The 21,159-nt window shown below is 46.8% G+C and carries 23 protein-coding genes and 2 pseudogenes; all 25 read right to left on the bottom strand.

Annotation, left to right across the window (positions count from 1 at the left end; genetic code table 11):
• Positions 1–35: 35 nt before the first annotated feature.
• Positions 36–206 (bottom strand): annotated as a pseudogene (locus tag QT998_RS27595) (hypothetical protein); the annotation flags it as partial.
• 371 nt (positions 207–577) lie between these two features.
• Positions 578–1,303, bottom strand: a complete 726-nt coding sequence (locus tag QT998_RS25670) for an alpha/beta fold hydrolase (RefSeq protein ID WP_333093254.1) — start codon at positions 1,301–1,303, stop codon at positions 578–580.
• Positions 1,304–1,644: 341 nt separating this feature from the next.
• The gene (locus tag QT998_RS25665) at positions 1,645–2,013 is read right to left on the bottom strand and encodes a cupin domain-containing protein (RefSeq protein WP_333093252.1); all 369 of its coding nucleotides are present in this window, start codon (positions 2,011–2,013) and stop codon (positions 1,645–1,647) included.
• 73 nt (positions 2,014–2,086) lie between these two features.
• A complete protein-coding gene (locus QT998_RS25660; RefSeq protein WP_333093251.1) occupies positions 2,087–2,923 on the bottom strand; it encodes an alpha/beta fold hydrolase in 837 nt (278 codons plus the stop codon).
• Positions 2,924–3,178: 255 nt separating this feature from the next.
• The gene (locus QT998_RS25655; RefSeq protein ID WP_333118456.1) at positions 3,179–4,096 is read right to left on the bottom strand and encodes a dioxygenase family protein; all 918 of its coding nucleotides are present in this window, start codon (positions 4,094–4,096) and stop codon (positions 3,179–3,181) included.
• Positions 4,097–4,146: 50 nt separating this feature from the next.
• Positions 4,147–4,716: a DUF981 family protein gene (locus QT998_RS25650; protein WP_015179725.1), complete on the bottom strand. Its 570-nt coding sequence runs from the start codon at positions 4,714–4,716 to the stop codon at positions 4,147–4,149.
• A gap of 592 nt (positions 4,717–5,308) precedes the next feature.
• Positions 5,309–5,773: a lipocalin-like domain-containing protein gene (locus QT998_RS25645; RefSeq protein ID WP_333093249.1), complete on the bottom strand. Its 465-nt coding sequence runs from the start codon at positions 5,771–5,773 to the stop codon at positions 5,309–5,311.
• 30 nt (positions 5,774–5,803) lie between these two features.
• Positions 5,804–6,667, bottom strand: coding sequence for a dioxygenase family protein (locus QT998_RS25640; RefSeq protein WP_333118458.1), 864 nt, complete (start codon positions 6,665–6,667; stop codon positions 5,804–5,806).
• Positions 6,668–6,993: 326 nt separating this feature from the next.
• Entirely contained in the window at positions 6,994–7,890 is an 897-nt protein-coding gene (locus QT998_RS25635; RefSeq protein ID WP_333093247.1) for an alpha/beta fold hydrolase, read from the bottom strand.
• Between the two features lie 169 nt (positions 7,891–8,059).
• Entirely contained in the window at positions 8,060–8,887 is an 828-nt protein-coding gene (locus QT998_RS25630) for an SDR family oxidoreductase (RefSeq protein ID WP_333093246.1), read from the bottom strand.
• Positions 8,888–9,016: 129 nt separating this feature from the next.
• Entirely contained in the window at positions 9,017–9,370 is a 354-nt protein-coding gene (locus QT998_RS25625) for a nuclear transport factor 2 family protein (RefSeq protein WP_333118462.1), read from the bottom strand.
• Positions 9,371–9,615: 245 nt separating this feature from the next.
• Positions 9,616–10,575, bottom strand: a complete 960-nt coding sequence (locus tag QT998_RS25620; RefSeq protein WP_333118465.1) for a zinc-dependent alcohol dehydrogenase family protein — start codon at positions 10,573–10,575, stop codon at positions 9,616–9,618.
• 345 nt (positions 10,576–10,920) lie between these two features.
• Entirely contained in the window at positions 10,921–11,784 is an 864-nt protein-coding gene (locus QT998_RS25615) for an alpha/beta fold hydrolase (protein ID WP_333118468.1), read from the bottom strand.
• Positions 11,785–12,149: 365 nt separating this feature from the next.
• The gene (locus QT998_RS25610; RefSeq protein WP_333084892.1) at positions 12,150–12,317 is read right to left on the bottom strand and encodes an SDR family oxidoreductase; all 168 of its coding nucleotides are present in this window, start codon (positions 12,315–12,317) and stop codon (positions 12,150–12,152) included.
• A gap of 204 nt (positions 12,318–12,521) precedes the next feature.
• Positions 12,522–13,469 carry an NAD(P)/FAD-dependent oxidoreductase gene (locus QT998_RS25605; RefSeq protein WP_333118470.1) on the bottom strand — a complete coding sequence of 316 codons (948 nt, stop codon included), beginning with the start codon at positions 13,467–13,469 and terminating at the stop codon, positions 12,522–12,524.
• Between the two features lie 173 nt (positions 13,470–13,642).
• Entirely contained in the window at positions 13,643–14,398 is a 756-nt protein-coding gene (locus tag QT998_RS25600; protein ID WP_333093242.1) for an SDR family oxidoreductase, read from the bottom strand.
• A gap of 162 nt (positions 14,399–14,560) precedes the next feature.
• On the bottom strand, positions 14,561–15,154 hold the full coding sequence (locus QT998_RS25595; protein WP_333093241.1) for an ester cyclase: 594 nt from the start codon (positions 15,152–15,154) through the stop codon (positions 14,561–14,563).
• A 58-nt stretch (positions 15,155–15,212) separates the two neighbouring features.
• The gene (locus QT998_RS25590) at positions 15,213–15,785 is read right to left on the bottom strand and encodes an SgcJ/EcaC family oxidoreductase (protein ID WP_333093240.1); all 573 of its coding nucleotides are present in this window, start codon (positions 15,783–15,785) and stop codon (positions 15,213–15,215) included.
• 356 nt (positions 15,786–16,141) lie between these two features.
• Positions 16,142–17,038, bottom strand: a complete 897-nt coding sequence (locus tag QT998_RS25585) for an LLM class flavin-dependent oxidoreductase (RefSeq protein WP_333118476.1) — start codon at positions 17,036–17,038, stop codon at positions 16,142–16,144.
• A gap of 112 nt (positions 17,039–17,150) precedes the next feature.
• On the bottom strand, positions 17,151–18,050 hold the full coding sequence (locus QT998_RS25580; RefSeq protein WP_333093238.1) for a pirin family protein: 900 nt from the start codon (positions 18,048–18,050) through the stop codon (positions 17,151–17,153).
• Between the two features lie 135 nt (positions 18,051–18,185).
• A complete protein-coding gene (locus QT998_RS25575; protein ID WP_333064425.1) occupies positions 18,186–18,542 on the bottom strand; it encodes an AraC family transcriptional regulator in 357 nt (118 codons plus the stop codon).
• A gap of 89 nt (positions 18,543–18,631) precedes the next feature.
• Positions 18,632–19,383: pseudogene (locus tag QT998_RS25570) on the bottom strand (SDR family oxidoreductase).
• Positions 19,380–19,562, bottom strand: coding sequence for a hypothetical protein (locus tag QT998_RS25565; protein ID WP_333093237.1), 183 nt, complete (start codon positions 19,560–19,562; stop codon positions 19,380–19,382). The pseudogene QT998_RS25570 and the gene QT998_RS25565 overlap by 4 nt, the downstream one beginning before the upstream one ends.
• A gap of 185 nt (positions 19,563–19,747) precedes the next feature.
• A complete protein-coding gene (locus QT998_RS25560) occupies positions 19,748–20,305 on the bottom strand; it encodes a DsbA family protein (protein WP_333093236.1) in 558 nt (185 codons plus the stop codon).
• 218 nt (positions 20,306–20,523) lie between these two features.
• A complete protein-coding gene (locus QT998_RS25555) occupies positions 20,524–21,153 on the bottom strand; it encodes a response regulator transcription factor (protein ID WP_333118484.1) in 630 nt (209 codons plus the stop codon).
• Between the last annotated feature and the right edge of the window lie 6 nt (positions 21,154–21,159).

Here is a 21,159-nt window from a genome sequence, read left to right as displayed (position 1 = left end):
GTCATTAGACAACCATATCGGTGCTATCTGGTATTTCATCCATCATTATAATGCATCATTACTTGTTTAGCACTACCCAAACGTGTTCCTTTGACAACCGTGTCGAACGCTTGCTGATGAAATGCAGCGATCGCTTTTCGACCCTTGAGATGGGTTCCCTCGAACGCGATGAAATCGGCAGTTTCGCTGAACGGAGCAGCGAAGTCTTCACCGCTGCCTCGATTCTAAGCATCAATCATCTGGTGATGGAAAGCACGGATTGCGGACTCGTCAGTAGGACTGGTGAGTTGATTTTGAATTGTTTGTGAATTCATAAGCGCCTCGTTTTGGGATTTCTTATCTAATTGTTTTGGCAGTTTAGGAACACAACAGCACGAAGATGCACTGCTGCGTTCGATCGCTATGAACTTACTGGAGCAGCAAGCGTTGCCGGCTAATTCCGTTTGTTTGATCTGAAGTATAGACAGTACCAATGCTTGATTGCTTTCAGATTCCTACGATGATTGGTCAAATTCTGATCGGTTAGCGCCCTTGTTTCGGGGATAAGCGATTGTCTGTTGTTCATCTCAACCATCAGCTAGTCACGTCCTGCCGCAATCATCTTTTCTGCCAAGCCGACCGGGTTGGAAAACATCACCTCATGACTACCAGACATTTGCACGAACCGAAATAGCCCCAAGCGGGTAGACATTCTGGGATGCCAACCCCAATCGCCTTGAGGAAGGACGTTGTCTTCGGTACAGTAAAGGTAGCTTTTGGGGATGGGCAGCGAGTAAAACTGCTTTAGGTCTAACTTGTCAAGCCACGGTTGATACGGTTCAGGCGATAATTGTGCGTAACTCGATCGAGCCAGTTCGAGGTCAGCGTCGTTGATAAACGCTTCTCGCCAAATCTCAAAAGGTAGCATCACCGTATGATCGCCCGATTGTCTCGCTAGCTGATCGGATAACGCTTGAGAGTGCGGTGGGGTGTTATCGTTGATGCTTTCACCATCATTGAGGACAAAGGCATTGAAGAAGATGAGTCGTCGAATGCGATCGCTGATTGCTTCAGCAACTTTGGCAATAATTGTCCCACCGAAACTATGTCCGACTAGAACGATATCGTTTAAGTCTTTACTCACAATGTAATCGACGACCGATTGCGTGCATTGAGCATGGTTGACGTTTTTGTTCACGCCTTTGCCATGCCCAGCGATCGTGGGCGCAAAAGCATGATGTCCCTTTGCTTCTAGTTGATCAATGACTGCCTGCCAAGCAGAACCATCATGCCAGGAGCCATGAACTAAGACAAAAGTTGACATAGAATCCCTCCTTGTAAATGTGATCTGAAAATCAAGCTCGTCTTTTCTCTCTTGTTCTCTCTTGAAATGGGTCAGTTCGCTGTGTATCCGCCATCGATCACTAAGGATTGTCCAGTGATGTAGCCGGATGCGTTTATGCCTCGTCTATAGCGCGGTTGCAGCACAATCGATGAGTTTGGCAACAGCGTCTGCATGGGCAACCATCACAACATGGGACGTGCTATTCACTACAGCAGTACTCATGATGGCTCCTAGAGAGTTTCAATGAACATTGACTGAAAACGATGGCTGGGTTTCCTAAGATCGTGAGCAATCATCCCTAGCAGTGAGATTTACATGAATCAGACTGGTGCATAAATCGTTTCGTCTTCTTTGCGCCAAGCTGGATCAACTAGACAAACGAAAACAATGGGTTCGTCGCCGTAGTTGTGAAGGAACTGGATTGCATTTGGAGGAATGTAAACCGTATCGCCTGGTTCAATGCGACGAACTTCACTGTCGATCGACATTTCGCCAACACCGCTAATGATGTAATAAACCTCAGAAGTCTTTAGAGAATGGGGAATCGAAGTTTCGCCAACAGGCAAGATCGCATGTGCCAAACTGTAACGCAAGTTGATATCTTGTTTGTCAGGATGAAGCAGTTCGCGCAGAACAGTTCCATCTCCAGCGATAATTTCTTCACAGTCGTTTAGTTTTTGGATCAGCATAAGTTTAGGCTTGCAATTACACAATCGGATCAAGTTCAGGATCTGTGAATTTCGGAGGAGAAAGGGTCACTGATTATTTCTGCTGAAGAAAGTCCAGCAACACGGGATTGACCTGATCAGCGTGAGTCCAGTTGATGGCGTGCGGTCCGCCAGGAATGACAACCAGTTGACTGTTTTTAATCAGCTTTGGAAGTCTTGCTGCGGTGGACTCAAGCGGCAGAATGCGATCGCTATCTCCATGAATAATCAGAGTCGGTACATCAATGCGGGGCAGATCATCGCGGAAATCAGTCAGCCAGGAGGGTACACAGTCTAAAGTCCCTTTAGCAGAAGCCCCTACTGCTACATTCCAACTGGCTTGAATTGCTTCATTGCTGATGCGATCGCCAAGCAATACATCAACATTGAAGAACTCTTTGAAAAAGGCAGAAAAATAAGCTGGACGATCGTCAACAATCGCTTTCATCATGCCATCGAAGACACTTTGATCAACACCCTCTGGATTGTCGTCTGTCTTTAACAGAAACGGTGGAACGGGAGCCATCAGCACGGCTTTCTGCACCCGCTCTGAGCCGTATTTGCCAAGATAACGTGTGACTTCACCTGTTCCCATTGAGAAACCGACCAGCACGGTATTTTGCAAGTCAAGCTTGGTCATGAGTGTATTCAAATCGGCGGCGAAGGTATCGTAGTCATAGCCAGATGATGGCTGACTGGAGTTGCCAAATCCTCGACGATCGTAGGTAATTACTCGATATCCTGCATTCAGTAAAACTAAAACCTGCTTCTCCCAGGAATGTCCGTTCAATGGAAATCCATGAATCAGAACAATCGGTTGACCTGTCCCAATATCTTCGTAGTAGAGATCGATGGTTGCAGAGTTTTCTTGACCAACGGTAATGTAAGGCATGAGAAGTTTCTCCGTTGTAAATTGATGATATGTTTTTGTCTGTTGCATCACAATTTTTATGCAGCGATCGAGCACCGTCTTAACAATGCTGTGTTAAGCAGACTTCAAGATGGGGCAAGAATCCATTGCGTATCATCGCTTCATAACGACAAGAATCCTTCATTGTTGCCTGAGCGCGATCGCCGCGTTTGCCGCCTCTAAGATGGCTTTGATTCTGCTGTTGCAGAAATTAACTTCCAAATGCCAATTAGCGGGTTATTTTGAATCAATGGTGTAGGCATGTTGTTCAGATGTTGCTTTATAGTCTTCGGCTGAAGTAACGGGTGTCAACACAAAATCAAATTCAGTTGTGTAAAACGGCTTACTTTGATTGTGTGCCTTGAGTTTGTCTGGTGCTTCGTGCTTTTGCAATTGAACGATCGCTGATTGAACTGCAAAGGTTGTATCTGAATCCAGGTGAGGATCGCCAGCAATAAAAATTTGTGTTGTCAGCGAAGTATACTCCGGAGCACTGAGTTTGAAATGGATGTGAGCCGCCCGCCAAGGATGCCGTCCCAAGAGTCGCAGCAATTCGCCAGATGGACCACTGCTTGGCACTTTGTAACCTAGTGGCACGACGGTTTCAAACATATACTTTCCACTCTTGTTCGTTTTGAAACGTCCGCGAAAATTCCCCAGCGGCTGAGATGGATCTTGGATATCATATAATCCTTTGGAGTTGGGTTGCCAAACATCAATCACAGCATTGGCGATCGGTTGACCGTTCACATCTAAAACACTGCCTGACAGGAAAAGCGTGTCGCCTTCTGGATCAATGCCTAAGCGATCGCCCATCTGCCGTTCTGGTGCATTCGGCACATACAATGGTCCTTCTAAATTGCTTTCTGTACCGCAATGCGAATCGTGCAGTAATTCTACCAACTCTGAGATTCCGAGTAGATCTGTTAACGCCTGCATTTCTCCAGCGGGAATCTCCTGAGTGTGATGACTGACCCGGTTGAGAAAATTACGTCCCTGCTGCAACTCTGATTCAGTCAGATTCACCTCACGCACAAAGTCATGCAAATGTCGAACGAAGCTCGTGTAAATTTCATACAGTCGCGTGTGAGATTTGCCACGATCGCCATGATTAATGACGGCTTCAGTGATAGTGTCAAGTGCGATTTTCTGCACGATCAAACTCCTTTTTAGTTACGTGATTAATGATGGTTGTTTTACGGCGACTATCTTGGCAGGGGCTTCCATGTCGAAAAGTCCGCAAGATGCGCCCAGTAGGCAGTCAATCCGATATAAGCAAAGATGAGAGCTGCCACACTTAACACAATTGCTCCAATAGTTCGCAAGAGCCGGGTTGATTTGAGAGAGAGGGTTGGTACAGAAAAAATTCCTCCTAAGCCAACGAGAATGAACCCAATTCCTGACAGCAAAGGAAGTTGTGTTATTCCCAGGTTTATGATGCGAAAGCCAATTAGAAGCGATACCAGTCCTGCAAAGAATCCATAAATGCCCAGGGTAAATAATTCCCAACCCATTGCCAGAGTTAGGGAAGTTCCTACAAACAAAATGCCAAACAGAACAGTTGTTTCACCATAGGCAACATTGAAACTACCAATAATGGGCCAGGTAAAAGTCATGTGTAAGCCAGTGACTAAAGCGATCGCGCCGACTACACCAAAACCAGGAATCCAGCGTTTCTGATTTGAAGTACCAAGACCAAAATACACATAGGCAGCTAACAGAGCGAGTCCAGCCGATAGATTAATCAGCATGAGTGTCAGGTAATCGATAAACATTAGACCTCCTGCAAATGTTCGGTTTTGTTAAGACTTAGACAAAAACTGAAGTATGCAATGCCTGTCGCATTGCTGTGTGTACCAGTTTTGGCTTCAGAAATACTCTTTCACCACAGCACTAAAACGATAATGATCGGGAATTTCAAGTTTGTAGCGGGGCAGGCGAGGCTGTATCACCATCAGGTGAACATCGCCAATACGAAAGCGCTTGCCCAGCAATCTTCGCACTTATTAGACAGGGATGGGTTGCAGCCATGATGCGAGAAATTGCGTGATGTGATTTGCGATCGCATCCCCATCTTCTTCCAGAGCAAAATGTCCGGTATCGAGTAAATGAAACTCAACGTCATTACCGAAGACTTCTACAACGTAGATGTCTGAGAAACAGGTGTTTCGTTGTCCTCATTCTTCAACATTCATTTGATTCAGAACAGTCAAGTTTGCTGAGTTAAGCTACAAGTTAGAGACGGCTGATAGCGCTAAAATCTTGATTCAGATTGCATTCGCTTGCGGTTGAAGCTTGAATTAAATTTGATACTGTGTCGCAAAGTTGTAGAAACTTAAATGCTTTTGTGGTGCAATGACAAAGCAATTAAATGCGCTCCCACACCAACTCGAAAACCGCCTCAACACCATCACTCAAAACTGGCAACGTTTTCAGCGTCACTCGGCTCTCACTCAGAGTAAAAGTGCGGACTAATGTTGTACCGACCCGATTAGGAATTGATGCAATTTTGATCTGGTGAGTTACTGTGTTCTCACTCAAGGTATAAGTTCCAGCGTAAGCATTGAATGTTGTAAATGCTTGAGCAAGCTCTTCCACGGGTAAAGATTGCATCTGGGGAGTCAGCGGTGATCTGACCTCCTGACTCAGCGGTGAGCGATCGCTCCTAGAAAACATCACCATCATGTGACCATCTGATGTGTAAGTGATGTAGCCAACCGGATGAGTTCCATACACGTCTGGAGTCACCGTTCCATCAGCGTAAATGGCAGTTGCAGAAATTAACTTCCAAATGCCAATTAGCAGATTGTTCTGGATTGATGGTGTAGACATAATGTGCAACCATTGCTTGATGATTTTCCGCTAGAGAGTAGCGGGTTTTAACACAAAATCAAATTCAGTTGTGTAAAACGGCTTACTTTGATTGTGTGCCTTGAGTTTGTCTGGTGCTTCGTGCTTTTGCAATTGAACGATCGCTGATTGAACTGCAAAGGTTGTATCTGAATCCAGGTGAGGATCGCCAGCAATAAAAATTTGTGTTGTCAGCGAAGTATACTCCGGAGCACTGAGTTTGAAATGGATGTGAGCCGCCCGCCAAGGATGCCGTCCCAAGAGTCGCAGCAATTCGCCAGATGGACCACTGCTTGGCACTTTGTAACCTAGTGGCACGACGGTTTCAAACATATACTTTCCACTCTTGTTCGTTTTGAAACGTCCGCGAAAATTCCCCAGCGGCTGAGATGGATCTTGGATATCATATAATCCTTTGGAGTTGGGTTGCCAAACATCAATCACAGCATTGGCGATCGGTTGACCGTTCAAATCTAAAACCCTGCCTGACAGGAAAAGCGAATCTCCTTCTGTATCAATACCCAAGCGATCGCCCATCTGCCGTTCTGGTGCATTCGGCACATACAATGGTCCTTCTAAATTGCTTTCTGTACCACGATGAGCATCGTTCAGCAATTCTACCAACTCTGAGATCCCTAGTAGATCCGTCAACAAATGGATCTCTCCAGTGGGAATCTCTTGAGTGTGATGACTTGCCTGGTTGAGAAAATTACGTCCCTGCTGCAATTCTGATTCTGTCAGATTCACCTCACGCACAAAGTCATGCAAATGTGGAACCAAGCTCGTGTAAATTTCATAGAGTCGCGGGTGAGATTTGCCGCGATCGCCATGATTAATGACGGCTTCAGTGATAGTGTCAAGTGTGATGTTCTGCACGATCAAACTCCTTTTTAGTTACGTGATTAATGATGGTTGTTTTACGGCGACTATCTTGACTTATAATCTGTGTCCTAATCTAATTGGCTACAGCTATAGTCTGGTGACTTGATGCTTTCAAGACTCATCCTGACGATTTCGTGCGGCATACCAATCCATTCAAGAACGATGAGATCAGCCAGCGAACAGGCACCGGGCATATGATAGAGTTTCATGGAATGTCCCTTATCGTGAAGAATGTGTTTTTGCTTCCTATCTGCTGTTTTCATAGTCTGAGTGTAATGACTCCTAATGCTCGGTTTCTTTCAGATTCTTAGGGTGTTTTGTCAGATTCTTGTGCAATCACCTTCAAGACGCAGCGTGGAACCGAGCGTTCTGTCGAGGAATGCGCGGATCAACGTTGCCACCTCCTCTGCATGAGTCTCCAGCGCGAAATGTCCGGCGTCGAGCAGGTGAATCTCTACATTCGGGAGATCTCGCTGATAAGCGGCAGCACCAGCGGGCAGAAATGCCGGATCATGACGACCCCAGACGGCGAGAAGCGGCGGACGTTGCTCACGAAAGTAGGACTGGAAATCCGGATAGAGCGCGACGTTGCTGCCGTAATCGAGGATCAGATCGAGCTGGATCTCCTCCGCGCCCGCTCGCCCCATGTAGGCGATGTCGAGTTCGTAGCCGTCAGGCGACAGAAGGGTTGGATCGGCTCCGGTACCATACTGCCAGTTCCGGATTGTGTCCGGTGCGAGCGAGGGTCGGCAGGCTTCCCGGTTCGCTGCGCTCGGTTCGCGCCAATAGGACTCCCACGAACCCCATTCATCACTGAAACCCTCCAGGTAAGCGTTGCCGTTCTGCGAGATGATCGCAGATATCCGTTCAGGATGGCGCATCGCCAGACGCAGACCTACCGGCGCACCGTAGTCGAAGATGTAGAGTACGTATCGATCGAGCGACAAAGCATCGGTGAAGCCCTCGATCACGTCGGTAAGGCGGTCGAACCTGTAGTCGAACGTCCCGCGTGACGGTGCCTTGGTCTGCCCAAAACCAGGTAGATCGGGCGCGATGAGCCGAAAGCGATCAGCAAGGAGAGGGATCACGTCACGGAACATATGGCTAGCGGTTGGAAAGCCGTGCAACAGCAGTATTACTGGCGCATCGCTTGACCCCGCCTCACGGTAGAACACTTCGACATCGCCGACCTGTCGAAACCCGTAGCGTATTTTCATCGTACAATTCTCTCTGTTTTTGATTTTCTTCCGACTGAGCTTCGACGCTCAGACTTGGAATCTTGGACACCTTTGGCATACCCTACGATCGCCGCTCCTAAACCGCGAGAACCACCTGTTACCAGTGCAACTTTGCCTGCAAGTGTTGTCATCTCGCACTGTCGTTCGACTATTGCGCTACAAACCCACCATCTACCATCAACGTTTCACCTGTTACGAACGATGCCATGTCAGATGATAAAAACAGAACTGCATTGGCAACTTCAAGCGGTGTTCCAATTCGTCCGATCGGGTGAAGTCCTGTCAAGTAAGCTTTGGCTTCATCTGTAACTGCTTCAAACATATCTGTTTGGATTGCCCCTGGTGCAACGACATTGATGCGAATACCCGCTTTGGCATATTGGAGCGCAGCAGCTTCAAACATATCTGTTTGGATTGACCCTGGTGCAACGGCATTGATGCGAATACCCGCTTTGGCATATTGGAGCGCAGCAGCTTTTGTTAAGCCTACTACCGCATGTTTACTCGCGGTGTAGAGGAGTATGTTAGGAAGTGCAACGACTCCAACCGCAGATGCCATATTGACGATCGAACCACTTCCCTGTTTCAACATCTGAGCAATTTCATATTTCATCGACAACCAAACACCTTTGACATTGACATTCATAGTGCGGTCATATTCAGCTTCTGTTTGCTCAATCAATGAGGGATTTTCGCCGCCCATTCCTGCATTATTAAAGGCAATATCCAACCGACCAAAAACGTCAACCGTTTTATCAACCATTGCTTTAACATCGGCTTCTTTCGTGACATCTGCTTGCACAAAAATCGCCTCTCCGCCAGCATCCTGAATCAATCGAACCGTTTCTTCACCTTCATCAATTCGACGACCAACTACCACCACCTTTGCTTGTTGTTGGGGATAAGCGATCGCTGTTGCTCTACCGATTCCCGCTGTGCCTCCAGTGACTAACGCCACTTTATCCTGAAGTATCATTCTATTTCTCCTGTTGCAATCAATATTAACTTTCAAAAATTGAACTCCGATCGCATCTCAGCCCATGCCAGCGATTGCCATCACCGGGATAGTGAGCAGGTTGAAAACGACGTGAACGACGACGGCGGGTCAGACCGAGATTTTGATGACGAAAGCCCTTAATTCGATAATCTTGCTGCCGCGAAAGCGCCAGACATCGCAGTACGAGTAATGAGCCGCTTTCCCGTCTGCGTCCTTCAGTGTGATGTCGCCAACTGCCGTGACGAAATCACCCTCAGCGATTAAGTTGGCGACCGTAAACTTTGGCGGCTCTATGTATGTCTCTGCCATATATTGGCGAACAGCTTCTTTTCCGTTAAGGGTCTTGTCCCCTACGAACGTCCATTTCGTGTCGTCAGTGCAGAATGACAAGAATCCTTCATAGTTGCCTGCTGCGTTCGCCGCATTTGCCGCTTCTAAGACAGCTTTATTGTTCTGTGACATCTGAATCTCTCCTCTGTTCAAGTGGATGCTTTAACGGAACGATCTCTCTACCAGCGCATTCTTCTCCTCAGCGTAGTCAGCGATCGCCCGCCATCATCTGCCGCTAGCAACCTTTCGTACTCAACTAACTATCTTTGTATGGTTGGCGTGCAACGGGATTGTTATGCGAGTTCCAATCAATGTTGACCTTCAGCACACAATCAAACTCCGATCCGTTTAGCAATTACCAATGCTGTAAAGCTGGTCTAATTTTCTGTAAACTTCAGCACAACTTTGCCCCGTGTTCCTCCCTGCTCTATACGTTGATGTGCCAGAATGACCTGATCCCAAGAAAATACTGAATCAATCACTGGGCGAAGCTGATGACGCTCGATCAGTTTTGTCAAAGCCTCTAATTTTGCTCGATACTGGGGTGAAAAAACAAAATGAATCGTCAGATTCTTACCCCATGCTTCAAAAAGCGATTGCGGTACTGCAATGTCTACAATGCTTGTAAGCCTACCAAAGGGACGAATGATTTCTAGACTACGCTGAATTGTTTCTCCGCCGATCGTATCTAGAACTAAATCCACACCCAGTCCATTTGTTTCCTGACGAATGACTTCTACGTAATCTTCATTTTTGTAATCAATCACTCGATCTGCACCCAGTTCTGTCACGAAATCTCGGTTTCTAGAACTACACGTTGCAAAAACGTATGCCCCTATCGCTTTGGCGAGTTGAACTGCGATCGAACCCACTCCACCCGCACCCGCATGGATGAGAACTGTTTCACCAACTTGTAGATTGCCCCTAGTCACTAGACAATCCCAAGCCGTTCCGCCTGCAAGCGGAAAAGAAGCTGCTTCAATGTGCGATAGATTTGCAGGCTTCAATGCAACAATCGCTGCATCAGCCACATGATACTGAGCGTAGCTACCGAATTCTCCAAAAATTTGCGGCGAGTAATACACGTTGTCTCCCACCTTGAAATCAGTCACAGCTTCGCCAATTACCTCAATCACCCCTGAAACATCAACTCCAAGGATGGCGGGTAATTGAACCAGTTCTTTGTAATCACCACGACGAGTTTGATAATCGACCGGGTTAATCGAGGTTGCACAAACTCTGACTAACACCTGATTCGCCTTCAGTGTTGGTATCGGAACAGTTTGAATCTCAAACTTCTCAGCATCACCAAACGCAGTTAATACGGCTGCTTTCATAGATTCCATCTGTGCCAACTCTCCTTGATTTAGAATAAACAGTGACGGGATTTCAATACTATTCAGCGTAGGTAAGTTCTACCTAACTTCGTAAGTCAGCACGATTTGGTAAGGTAGTTACCGTTTAGTAGCAAATGCAGATATCACAGCCTCGTAGCATACCAAAAAAGTTTTCTCGCTCCCAGCCAAAGGCGATGTGCAACTTAACTAAATAGTCATGTCGTTCCATTGTTTCTCATAGCGATCTCCTTTCTTTTGTAAGCCTAATGTTCAGGTCATTAGCCAACAACTGGCTGAGATTCAATTCCTCGACACCAAAGCCTAATTGCTGAATGCTTGATTCGTCTATCGATTTTTGATTTTTTTCAGAAAACCAAGATAATTCGATGCTGCTTCCTGAGCGTTTTCGATCAACAGCAAATGTCCTGCTTTGGGTAATTGAATAATTTGACTCCCTGGAAAACAGCGATGTGAGCGATCGACATCCCGAATATCATAGATTTTGTCTTCCTGACCCCAAATTGCCAGGGTCGGAACCCGACTGTGAGGCAACTGACAAAGCACATCATCATAAAGATTCACAATGTTCCAAGTCTGCTGATAATTTCGATTACGATTCACATAATCGTTCACTTTCTCGGTTTTGACCTCATCCGGAATCGTAGGAGGCGTCACGAAAAGCAGACTGATTTCTAGATCGAACTGCTCTTTGGTAATCGGAATAAAGGGATTGATGCCCTCAATAATCGATTTCCTGACGCTAGTTGCCCAATTCGTTACGCCTAGCGGTGAACCGATAAAGGCGAGGCTGCGAACTTGGTTGGGATAAAGCTGGCTGTAAAGGGCTGCGATCGTGCCCCCCATCGAGCTACCTGCAACATCAAGGGATTGAATCTTTAGCTGCTCGACAAACTGGTGCAAGAGGGCTACCTGATTCTCTAGTGCATAGTCTTTCACGGTAAATCCAGTACTCTTGGCATAACCGGGTAGATCGGGTGCGATCGCTTGATAACCTACTCTAGCCAACTCGCACATCATGCCATTCCACTGCTCTTTCTCGGCAAATAATCCATGCAGCAGTAAAATCGGCTGTCCTGTCCCTGCTTGATTATAGGAAAGCGTTCCACTCCCGATTTGGGTAGAGCGAGTTGCGATGTCACAAGTTGAAGCAGGAGTTGCGCGATTCAGCCAACCAGAGCCAACAAGCACACTGACAACCAGAACGATGATAACTAACAGGCAATGTGCAACTTTCAATAAGGAAAATCCCACCCTATGCTTCTGGTAAGCAATTGTGCCAGAACAGAAGGTGAAAAAAATGTTTGATATCGAAGAGTTTATCATTGCTGTTTTCTGCTGTGTGGATGAGCTATGTGACGAGTGCAACTTTTTCTGAGAGTTTTTGCGAAATAATGATGTCCTCTGAATTTCTCTGAATAAGGTTTGTAGCGTTTACGACCTACTTGTGAATAAGGGGAGTGAGGGCTGCGCCTCCAGCCAGGGTTCCATCCTTACGACCCGTCAGACTCCAATTAGGATTGCTGTAGTGGTTGCAGATCTGGATTACCTGTTGTTCAAGCGGTATAGCCGCCATCAATTTTGAGACTTGCGCCCGTAACAAAATCAGCTTCAAAACTGGCGAGATAAGAGACCATGCCAGCTACCTCGTCACCCTGTCCATAGCGACCGAGGGCAGTCATCTTGGTCTGCTCTGCGGCAAAGTCGCTGTCTGCGGGATTAATATCGGTGTCGATCGCTACTTGGTCGCAACGTTTCGTACTGCCTTTCGACTACTGCGCTACCAACCCACCACCACAAAGACTGCATCATTAGATCGCTCTGTAGACTTGATATGTAATTAACACGCATGACTTTCCCTACTCTCTTGATCTATGAAACTAGACCAGCTACAATGCTTGTTCTGATGAAGATTGAATTACCTTAATTTAGAGGAAATCTTCCATAATCAGAGAGTGATTTAAGCCGCTAGCAGCAACGCTACCCTGAAAAACAGCAGCGACGATCACTTGCATGGGTGAAGTGATGTCACCTGCCGCATAAACGCCTTTGACGCTAGTTTCGTTAAAAACATTGGTCGTCTTGATTAAATTAAATTCATTCAACTCACAGCCTAACTTTTCAGCTAGGTTTGAACGGAGTGTTTGCTTTGGTCGGATCAGTATTCCGCGACGCGCAATTTTCTCGTTTGTCTCAAAAACGATGTTTTCTAATTGTCCGTTATCGCCTTCGAGTCGGATAATTTTCTCTTCGCGAACAAGGATTTTGTGGTTTTCCAAGAGTGTCCTTTGATCAGCGGTTAGATCGGCTTTGCCGTTGGTGCAGAGGACTAAATCAGCACTCCAATTTTTCAGCAATGCCGCCATTTCGATGCCCGTTTCGCCATTTCCAACAATGGCAAGCGGCTCGTCGCGCACTTCCCAGGCATGGCAATAGGGACAATGAAACACGCTTTTGCCCCAGAAATCACCAAAGTTTTCGAGAGCTGGAAATTCATCCATTACCCCGAAAGCCAGCAAAATTTTGCGCGTTTTTTTAATCGTGCCATCCTCAAACACAACTTCAAATTGATTGCCGGATGGGTTGATTTCCTTGACCCCAATCGCTTGAAATTCAACGCTTTTATAAGGTTTGAGTTGGTCGCGCCCGATGCTCAAAAGTTCATGTGGACTGATGCCATCGCGGGTGAAAAAACTGTGCGACTCGTGTGCGGGAGCGTTACGCGGATTCCCTTTGTCGCAGACTAACACTCGACGGCGACTTCTGCCTAAAAGCAGTGCCGCACTGAGTCCAGCGGAACCGCCACCGACAATGACGCACTCGTAAATCTCTTTGTTTCGGTTCATCATCTTTTTCTGTTCTCCAACTTTGGACATAATCATCAACTCCTAAGGTCTCTTTGTCTTAGTTCACTTGAGTGTAGTCAGTTCCAACACTCAACTTCTTGCAGATTCTTATGGAGTTTCCTATGGAATTAGCGAACCTATTTCAGTGTTACTTTAGTGAGTCGCTTGAAGTGCTGTATCAAACATTTCGCCCTGCTTTTCGACTATTGCGCTACAAAGCCACCATCTACCATCAACGTTTCACCTGTTACGAACGATGCCAGGTCAGATGATAAAAACAGGACTGCATTTGCAACTTCAAGCGGTGTTCCAATTCGTCCGATCGGGTGAAGTCCTGTTATGTAAGCTTTGGCTTCATCCTGCCCACCTGTAGCTGCTTCAAACATATCTGTTTCGATTACTGCTGGTGCAACGACATTGATGCGAATACCCGCCTTGGCATATTGGAGCGCAGCAGCTTTTGTTAAGCCTATTACCGCGTGCTTACTCGCGGTGTAGAGGGGTACGCCAGGAAGTGCAACTACTCCATTCGCAGATGCCGTATTGACGATCGCACCACTTCCCTTTTTCAACATCTGAGCAATTTCATGTTTCATCGACAACCAAACACCTTTGACATTGACGTTCATAATGCGATCGTATTCCGCTTCTGTTTGCTCAATCAATGAGGGATTTTCGCCGACAGTTCCTGCATTATTAAAGGCAATATCTAACCGACCAAAAACGCCAACCGCTTTATCAACCATTGCTTTAACATCGGCTTCTTTCGTGACATCTGCTTGCACAAAAATCGCCTCTCCGCCAGCATCCTGAATCAATCGAACAGTTTCTTCACCTTCATCAATTCGACGACCAACTACTACCACCTTTGCTTGTTGTTGGGCATAAGCGATCGCAGTTGCTCTACCAATTCCCGATGTTCCGCCAGTCACCAAAGCAACCTTGTCTTTCAGCATCATGATAGTTACCTCTTGTTGTGAATGGCTGTGTCACTTTGTCAAAAACTCAATGAGCAATACGTGTAGGGGCCAGCAATAAGAAGCACCTCCTACAACCAGGATGAGTACGATCCTGGTTGCAAAATGGCGGGTTTAGGCATTGATATTTGCTGGCTCCTACACTTAGTCGCGATTGCTGGCACGATCGAGCAGTGCGTTTGAGGGCAAGCCCGGATCAAGTACCTTGCGTGCACTGTCAACCCCTACAACGGGCAGCGTAACCGGATCAAGCATGCCGAGTTGAACCAATACACTCGCCTGATCCCAGTAGAGGTGTTCATGGGCTAACTTGCCGTCACGGAACCGAATAATCGCGACCACTGGCACTTCAACCTGTTTCCCGGTCGGAGCAATGCCGGGTAGCATCCAGTCCATCTGGATGGTATGAGTGAACTTAACCAGCATTTCATCGACGAGTTGATTGGTTCCGATTGTGCGCGAAACCGGAGCCAGTTCTATATCCGGCGGCATCTGTGGAATGAAGTACTTGGAATAAAACTCACGCAGTGCCGGTTTCCCTACTCCCCCAGTCATTACCGGAATGTGATTCACGTAAGCGTCCTCAACCATTGTAGCGAGAGCATCTTCAGGGCTGTGAGTACCAAACTCGTGCCCGATATGCTCTTCCCAGACCGCTTGTAAAGCTTCCTGAGCAGGTGTCAGATTAGGGGTTGCCTGTACATTTGCTTGTTTGTCTACAGTTTGCTCTTTGACCACGTTAGATTCTCCTAGTTTGTTCTATCTCAACTGTATTGATTACAATGCTTAATTTCTTTCAGATTCTTATTTCATTCACGATCGTTGCCAAATTCTTTGTTGACTCACGCGATTGAAGTGAAGCCTGCTTGATATCTATAACGAGATCGGTTAATTGACGTTGAGCCTCTTCACTCAGCGAGTCAAACTCGTCCAGGAAAAATTGCCGTTCTAGCGTCCACTTCCGGGCCTTGAGTAGCCCTTCAATTTGCCAATCTCGATCACGTTTCATCATGACGAATAGCTGCATCGAATTTCGTGACGGTGAAGTTTCGGATTGTCCGGGCAGCATTACCCTGACAGCTCCGCTCATGAGAGCAAGTTGAGAATTCAGGAAGTGGACGAAATTTACCTCACCCTCCAGGCGTGTTCCGTTGACAACGGTATCGAAGGCTTGCTGGTTAAATTCAGCTATTTCTTTTCGACCCTTGAGATGCGTTCCCTCGAAGGCGATGAAGTCGGCAGTTTCGCTAAACGGAGCAGCAAAGTCTTCACCGCTGCCTCCATTCCAAGCATCAATCATCTGGTGAAGAAAATCACGAATTGCCGACTCGTCAGCAGTGGTGGTGGTTTGAGGTGTTTGTGAATTCATAGTTTTGGGCACCTAAATTACAATGATGCGGTTGCCTCAATTTCACCCAATGTTTCTTTTGAGCTGTATATAGAACGATGGGTAGGTTGTCTACGATCGCGAGCATATTTTAATTGTTCAAGAGTGGCGACATTCGCATTCCAATCAGTTCAATGGAGCGCATCAGTTGGGCGTAGTTCATCTGCGCGTTGTCCATTTGAAACGTTACTCTTGAAATGCCGCCGAGCGATTCGCTGTGACGGCGGATTTTCTCCGCCACTTCTTCGGGACTGCCTACGAGTAACGCGCCGGTTGCGCCGCGCTGCGCGTCAAAAGCGGCGCGCGTAACGGGCGGCCAGCCTCTCTCTCTGCAGATTCTAGTGAAGGTTTCGGCGTACCCTGGAAAGAACTCTTGGCGTTGCTGATTCACGGTATGAATCCATTTTTCGCTTGATGTTACAAAACTCACCATACTTGGCTTCTAGAAATTCCGAAATCTTGAATTCATACCTGTATTCAGCAACGCCGAACTCTTCAATGGCTTGCTCGGTCGTGTCGGCGACATAACCGATTGAATGCAATGAAACTTTCAATGCTTCGGGCGCGATGCCGGCGCGCGCTCCGGCATCGCGGTATAAATCGACGAGCGAACGAAAGCGATGCGTTTCGCCGCCGATAATGGCGACCACGAGCGGCAGTCCAAGCATTCCGGCGCGGCGGAAAGACTGCGGCGTACCGCCGAACCCGATCCAGATGGGAAACGGCTTTTGCAGCGGACGCGGATAAATCGCTTGGTTTTCCAGCGCGAGGCGAAATTTGCCCGACCAATCGACCGTTTCATTGTCCCGAATTTTGAGCAAGAGTTCGAGCTTTTCAGCAAAAATCTCGTCGTAATCGCCGAGACTTAATCCGAATAGCGGAAAGGCTTCGGTGAACGAGCCGCGCCCGACCACCATTTCGGCGCGACCTTTTGAAATCAAATCGAGCGTGGCGAATTGTTGAAACACACGCACCGGGTCAGCCGCGCTCAGCACCGTAACCGCGCTGGTTAGACGGATGCGCTCGGTGCGTGCGGCGGCAGCGGCGAGAATAACCGCGTTTGCCGAATCTAAAAATTCATGCCGATGATGCTCGCCGATACCGAAGATATCCAAGCCGGAACGATCCGCCTGCTCTATTCTCTCCAGCAGTTCGGCGACAGACTGCGCGGCATCCGTCGTTTCACCATTCTCACTCGTTCCAACCGAGGCAAAACTGTCAATTCCAACTTCCATATCATTTCCCAAGCGTTTTGCGAATGAAATAGACTTAATCCGAAATAGTAGAAAGCCTTGGTGTACAAGTTAAGCTGCTGTTCTCTCGCTCAGCAAAAACGCCTAACTATCGTCAGCTCAGAGGGGGCGCGCTACTACCGTGATCTGAATTATCAGGGAGCGGAATGAATTCAGTTTCACCGGGAACCGCCGGGAAGCGGCGGTCTTGCCAATCTCGTTTTGCCTGCTCGATACGCGCTGAGCGGCTCGACACAAAGTTCCAGTACTTTGTGCGATCGCCCACTGGTGCCCCGCCGATAATCATTGCTTTTGCCTCAGCCCCCGCACTGATATTTACTGATTCATCCGGCGCTAAAACGGCTAGACGATATGGCTCTAAAGGCTTTCCATTTACGAATAGGCCGGATGTGACGCTATAAACTGCCCTTTCTAAACCTTCTATTGGCGCTAGCTGAAATTGACTACCCTCCGTGAAAACAAGCGCTAGGTAAAGAGTAGCAGAGTAGGTTTTAACTGGTGATTGGTGAGACTGATAGCTACCGGCGATCAAGGTCGCGCTGGTGCCTGTTTGAGTCCACCTCGGTAAATCAGTCGCCGAATAATGTGAAAAGCTGGGTTCAACTTCTTCAGCGATTTCGGGGAGGGCAATCCAGGTCTGAATGCCGTGAAGAGTAGACTCTTTCTCTCTAAAGCTCTCGGGCGATCGCTCAGAATGAACAATACCTTTGCCCGCTGTCATCCAGTTCACCTCGCCCGGAAAAATCTCTTGTACTGTCCCTAGACTATCTCTATGCAGAAGGCTTCCTTCAAACAAATAGGTAACCGTCGCTAAATTGATGTGGGGATGAGGTCTAACATCGACGCCTTTTCCAGCCGGGAAAATAGATGGGCCTAAGTGATCAAAGAAGATGAAAGGGCCAACCATTTTTAGGGTTTCACTCGGTAAAATGCGCTGTACGCTAAACCCACCTAGGTCGTGCTTTTCAGGCGTGATCAATTGCTGAATGCTCATTTTTGTCCGATCCATTCTTAGTTGACGTTGTGGACGAAGATACAATCTTAGTTCTGTTGCTGCTTCAGATTCTTGCCTAACTTAATGTCAATGTAATGAGTTCCAAGGCTCGATTTCTTTCAGATTCTTATGGCGCTAACGAATCTGCTTGGGGGTCTTTCCTGTGAATCGTTTGAAGTGCTGCGTCAAATGGCTTTGGCTGGAGAAGCCGACTTGCAGGGCAATGTCCGCGATCGCCAGATCTGTTTTCGATAGCATCAATTTTGCCTGTTCCACGCGCTGCTGAATCACGTACTGACGGGGAGAAATTCCCATTGTTTGCTTAAACAAACTTGCAAAGTAAGTCGGGCTAATATTGATCACTTCTGCAAGTTCCGTCAGTGATAAATCTCGATCAAGGTGAGCACGAATATAGCCGATTACTTGCTGTAATCGAGTGTGCGTTAAGCCCTTACGCTTGGCTTTAAGGGTTGGCGTTGTAATTGTTAGCATGGTTCAAAGATTGGCAATTTGCTCAACAAAACAGACAAAAGCTAGCCATCGCGCATTCGATCACTGCAATATTTTGCATTGCCGATCGACTACTGTGCTACATAGCCACCATCTACCATCAACGTTTCACCTGTTATGAACGATGCCATGTCAGATGATAAAAACAAGATTGCATTTGCAACTTCAAGCGGTGTTCCAATCCGTCCGATCGGGTGAAGTCCTGCCATGTAAGCTTTGACTTCATCCTGCCCACCTGTCGCTGCTTCAAACATATCTGTTTCGATTACCGCTGGTGCAACGACATTGATGCGAATACCCGCTTTGGCATATTGGAGCGCAGCAGCTTTTGTTAAACCGATTACCGCGCTTTTACTCGCGGTGTAGAGGGGGAAGGTAGGAAATGCAACGACTCCATTTGCAGATGCCATATTGACGATCGCACCACTTCCCTGTTTCAACATCTGAGTAATTTCATGTTTCATTGACAACCAAACGCCTTTGACATTGACGTTCATCGTGCGATGGTATTCCACTTCTGTTTGCTCAATCAATGAATGATTTTCGCCGATAGTTCCTGCATTATTAAAGGCAATATCTAACCGACCAAAAACGTCAACTACTTTATCAACCATTGCTTTAACATCGGCTTCTTTCGTGACATCTGCACAAAAATAGCATCTCCGCCAGCTTCTTTGATCAATCGAACAGTTTCTTTACCTTCATCAATTCGACGACCAACTACTACCACCTTTGCTTGTTGTTGGGCATAAGCGATCGCCGTTGCTCTGCCGATTCCCGATGTACCACCAGTGACTAACGCCACTTTATCTTGCAGTATCATTCTGTTTCTCCTGTTTCAATTTCGTCAGTTTGCATCAAGTAAACTTGTCTCAGTAACTCAGTGACTTCTTGCGCGATCGCAATCAGGGCATGATTGACTGAGGAGTCCTGAAGAGAATCAGTCTGAGGTTTACCTTCATGCCCATAATTATTCTTGTCTTGTACTAGTAAACGTGTCATAGAATTATCCTCAATGAAATACTGATTTGTAATTCACTAAATCAATACGCAGGAATTCAGTTGTTGGCATGGTTCAAAAAGCGGTAATTTTGTTCAGCAGAGTAGGCAAAGTCTAGCCATCAATTAGATGGCTTACAGCACTTACAGGCAAGTCAGATATGAATTGAAAGCAAAGATCGGGGAACTTAATGACTTGCAGCAATCATGGCAGCCATCAACTCCGTCGTGTTCCAGCGCTCGGTATACCGAATTTTATTGATAAACAGGGCTGGGGCAGTCGTTACTCCACTCTCTATTCCGCCTTCGATATCTTCGTTGATGCGATCGACATGCACTTGTTTAGACAACTCTTTGAGAAATTGAGGAATGTCAAGCCCTAAATCATTGGCGTACTCGACAAGATAACCGTTCTCCAACCTTTGTTGATGGTCAAATAAGGTATCGCTCATTAACCAAAACTTTCCTTGGGCGGCGGCGGCTTCGGCAGCTTGGGCTGCCCGTTGAGCATGGGGATGAATCTGTGTTTGTGGAAAATGACGGAAGATGAAGCATAAATAATTTTCTCCAAAAGCAGCACTAAGCTCTCGTTTGATCGCTTTAATCAGCTTGTAAACGTCCGCACTTCTAGGGCATTGATAATCTCCGTACATCACCAGCACTACCTTGGCACTCAGAATACCTTGAATCCAATCTTGAGTTGAAGGTGGTACAAGTAAAGACCTGTGGCTACGATCGTTGCTCATCTTTTTACATTTGTATCAAGCATGGAACTGTGCAATTTACTTGCTCGATCCATTTGCATGACTGTTTGCATAAATTCAATATAGGCGATCGCCTTCAAGCCGTCGTCTATACCGAGTTAAATTTTTTACAGTACAAATTGATAGAGTAACCATTCCATCGTGGAGTAGAAGGCTGGCTCTAACTCAAGTTAGAATCCCAATTCTATCGAAAGTACATCCTACAAACTAACAATGCCACGTTTAACGGCAACAATCACAGCTTGGGTACGATCGCTAACATCTAACTTATTCAAAATCCGATTAACATGGGATTTAACAGTACCTTCACCAATACTCAAAGCAGTCGCAATATCCGCATTACTCATTCCCTTCGCCAGTGAGCGGAGTACTTCTAGTTCTCTTTCACTCAGTTCTGGATTGCTGAGGCGCTGTACCAACTTTGCTCCTACATCGGGCGGAATATACTTCTGACCCCGATGAACGGTACGAATGGCATTCAGAAGCTCGTCAGGTTCAGTTTCTTTCAACAGATATCCTTTTGCGCCTGCCTGCAATCCCCGATAAATATCTTCGTCACTATCATACGTGGTTAGTACAATAATCCGAGCCGATTTAGCAGCAGCACAAATTGCACCGATGGCGGCAACTCCTTCCACTTCCGGCATTCGCAAATCCATGAGTGTAACATCCGGTTGATGTTCCCGAAATAAGGCGATCGCTTGTTCCCCATTTTCGGCTTGGGCAATCACCTGCATATCTGGGTCACGGTTAATAATCGTGGCTAATCCTTGCCGAAAAATAGCATGGTCGTCCGCAATCAAAACCCGAATAGTCGTGGTTTCGCTCATTGTGAT

It is taken from the genome of Microcoleus sp. S1D4 (genome assembly GCF_036700765.1).
In the GTDB taxonomy this organism is placed as follows: domain Bacteria; phylum Cyanobacteriota; class Cyanobacteriia; order Cyanobacteriales; family Microcoleaceae; genus Microcoleus.
Note: the sequence above shows the minus strand (reverse complement) of the source record. Positions and strands in the feature narration are given on the sequence as shown.

What these genes read in the sequence shown, in the direction of transcription:
- QT998_RS25630 (WP_333093246.1), bottom strand. Translation starts at nt 8,887, where the DNA reads ATGATACTTCAGGATAAAGTGGCGTTAGTCACTGGAGGCACAGCGGGA.
- QT998_RS25555 (WP_333118484.1), bottom strand. Translation starts at nt 21,153, where the DNA reads ATGAGCGAAACCACGACTATTCGGGTTTTGATTGCGGACGACCATGCT.
- QT998_RS25565 (WP_333093237.1), bottom strand. Translation starts at nt 19,562, where the DNA reads ATGACACGTTTACTAGTACAAGACAAGAATAATTATGGGCATGAAGGT.
- QT998_RS25660 (WP_333093251.1), bottom strand. Translation starts at nt 2,923, where the DNA reads ATGCCTTACATTACCGTTGGTCAAGAAAACTCTGCAACCATCGATCTC.
- QT998_RS25645 (WP_333093249.1), bottom strand. Translation starts at nt 5,773, where the DNA reads ATGTCTACACCATCAATCCAGAACAATCTGCTAATTGGCATTTGGAAG.
- QT998_RS25650 (WP_015179725.1), bottom strand. Translation starts at nt 4,716, where the DNA reads ATGTTTATCGATTACCTGACACTCATGCTGATTAATCTATCGGCTGGA.
- QT998_RS25575 (WP_333064425.1), bottom strand. Translation starts at nt 18,542, where the DNA reads ATGCTAACAATTACAACGCCAACCCTTAAAGCCAAGCGTAAGGGCTTA.
- QT998_RS25605 (WP_333118470.1), bottom strand. Translation starts at nt 13,469, where the DNA reads ATGTCCAAAGTTGGAGAACAGAAAAAGATGATGAACCGAAACAAAGAG.
- QT998_RS25585 (WP_333118476.1), bottom strand. Translation starts at nt 17,038, where the DNA reads ATGGAAGTTGGAATTGACAGTTTTGCCTCGGTTGGAACGAGTGAGAAT.
- QT998_RS25600 (WP_333093242.1), bottom strand. Translation starts at nt 14,398, where the DNA reads ATGATGCTGAAAGACAAGGTTGCTTTGGTGACTGGCGGAACATCGGGA.
- QT998_RS25665 (WP_333093252.1), bottom strand. Translation starts at nt 2,013, where the DNA reads ATGCTGATCCAAAAACTAAACGACTGTGAAGAAATTATCGCTGGAGAT.
- QT998_RS25670 (WP_333093254.1), bottom strand. Translation starts at nt 1,303, where the DNA reads ATGTCAACTTTTGTCTTAGTTCATGGCTCCTGGCATGATGGTTCTGCT.
- QT998_RS25625 (WP_333118462.1), bottom strand. Translation starts at nt 9,370, where the DNA reads ATGTCACAGAACAATAAAGCTGTCTTAGAAGCGGCAAATGCGGCGAAC.
- QT998_RS25580 (WP_333093238.1), bottom strand. Translation starts at nt 18,050, where the DNA reads ATGAGCATTCAGCAATTGATCACGCCTGAAAAGCACGACCTAGGTGGG.
- QT998_RS25590 (WP_333093240.1), bottom strand. Translation starts at nt 15,785, where the DNA reads ATGAATTCACAAACACCTCAAACCACCACCACTGCTGACGAGTCGGCA.
- QT998_RS25620 (WP_333118465.1), bottom strand. Translation starts at nt 10,575, where the DNA reads ATGAAAGCAGCCGTATTAACTGCGTTTGGTGATGCTGAGAAGTTTGAG.
- QT998_RS25635 (WP_333093247.1), bottom strand. Translation starts at nt 7,890, where the DNA reads ATGAAAATACGCTACGGGTTTCGACAGGTCGGCGATGTCGAAGTGTTC.
- QT998_RS25560 (WP_333093236.1), bottom strand. Translation starts at nt 20,305, where the DNA reads ATGAGCAACGATCGTAGCCACAGGTCTTTACTTGTACCACCTTCAACT.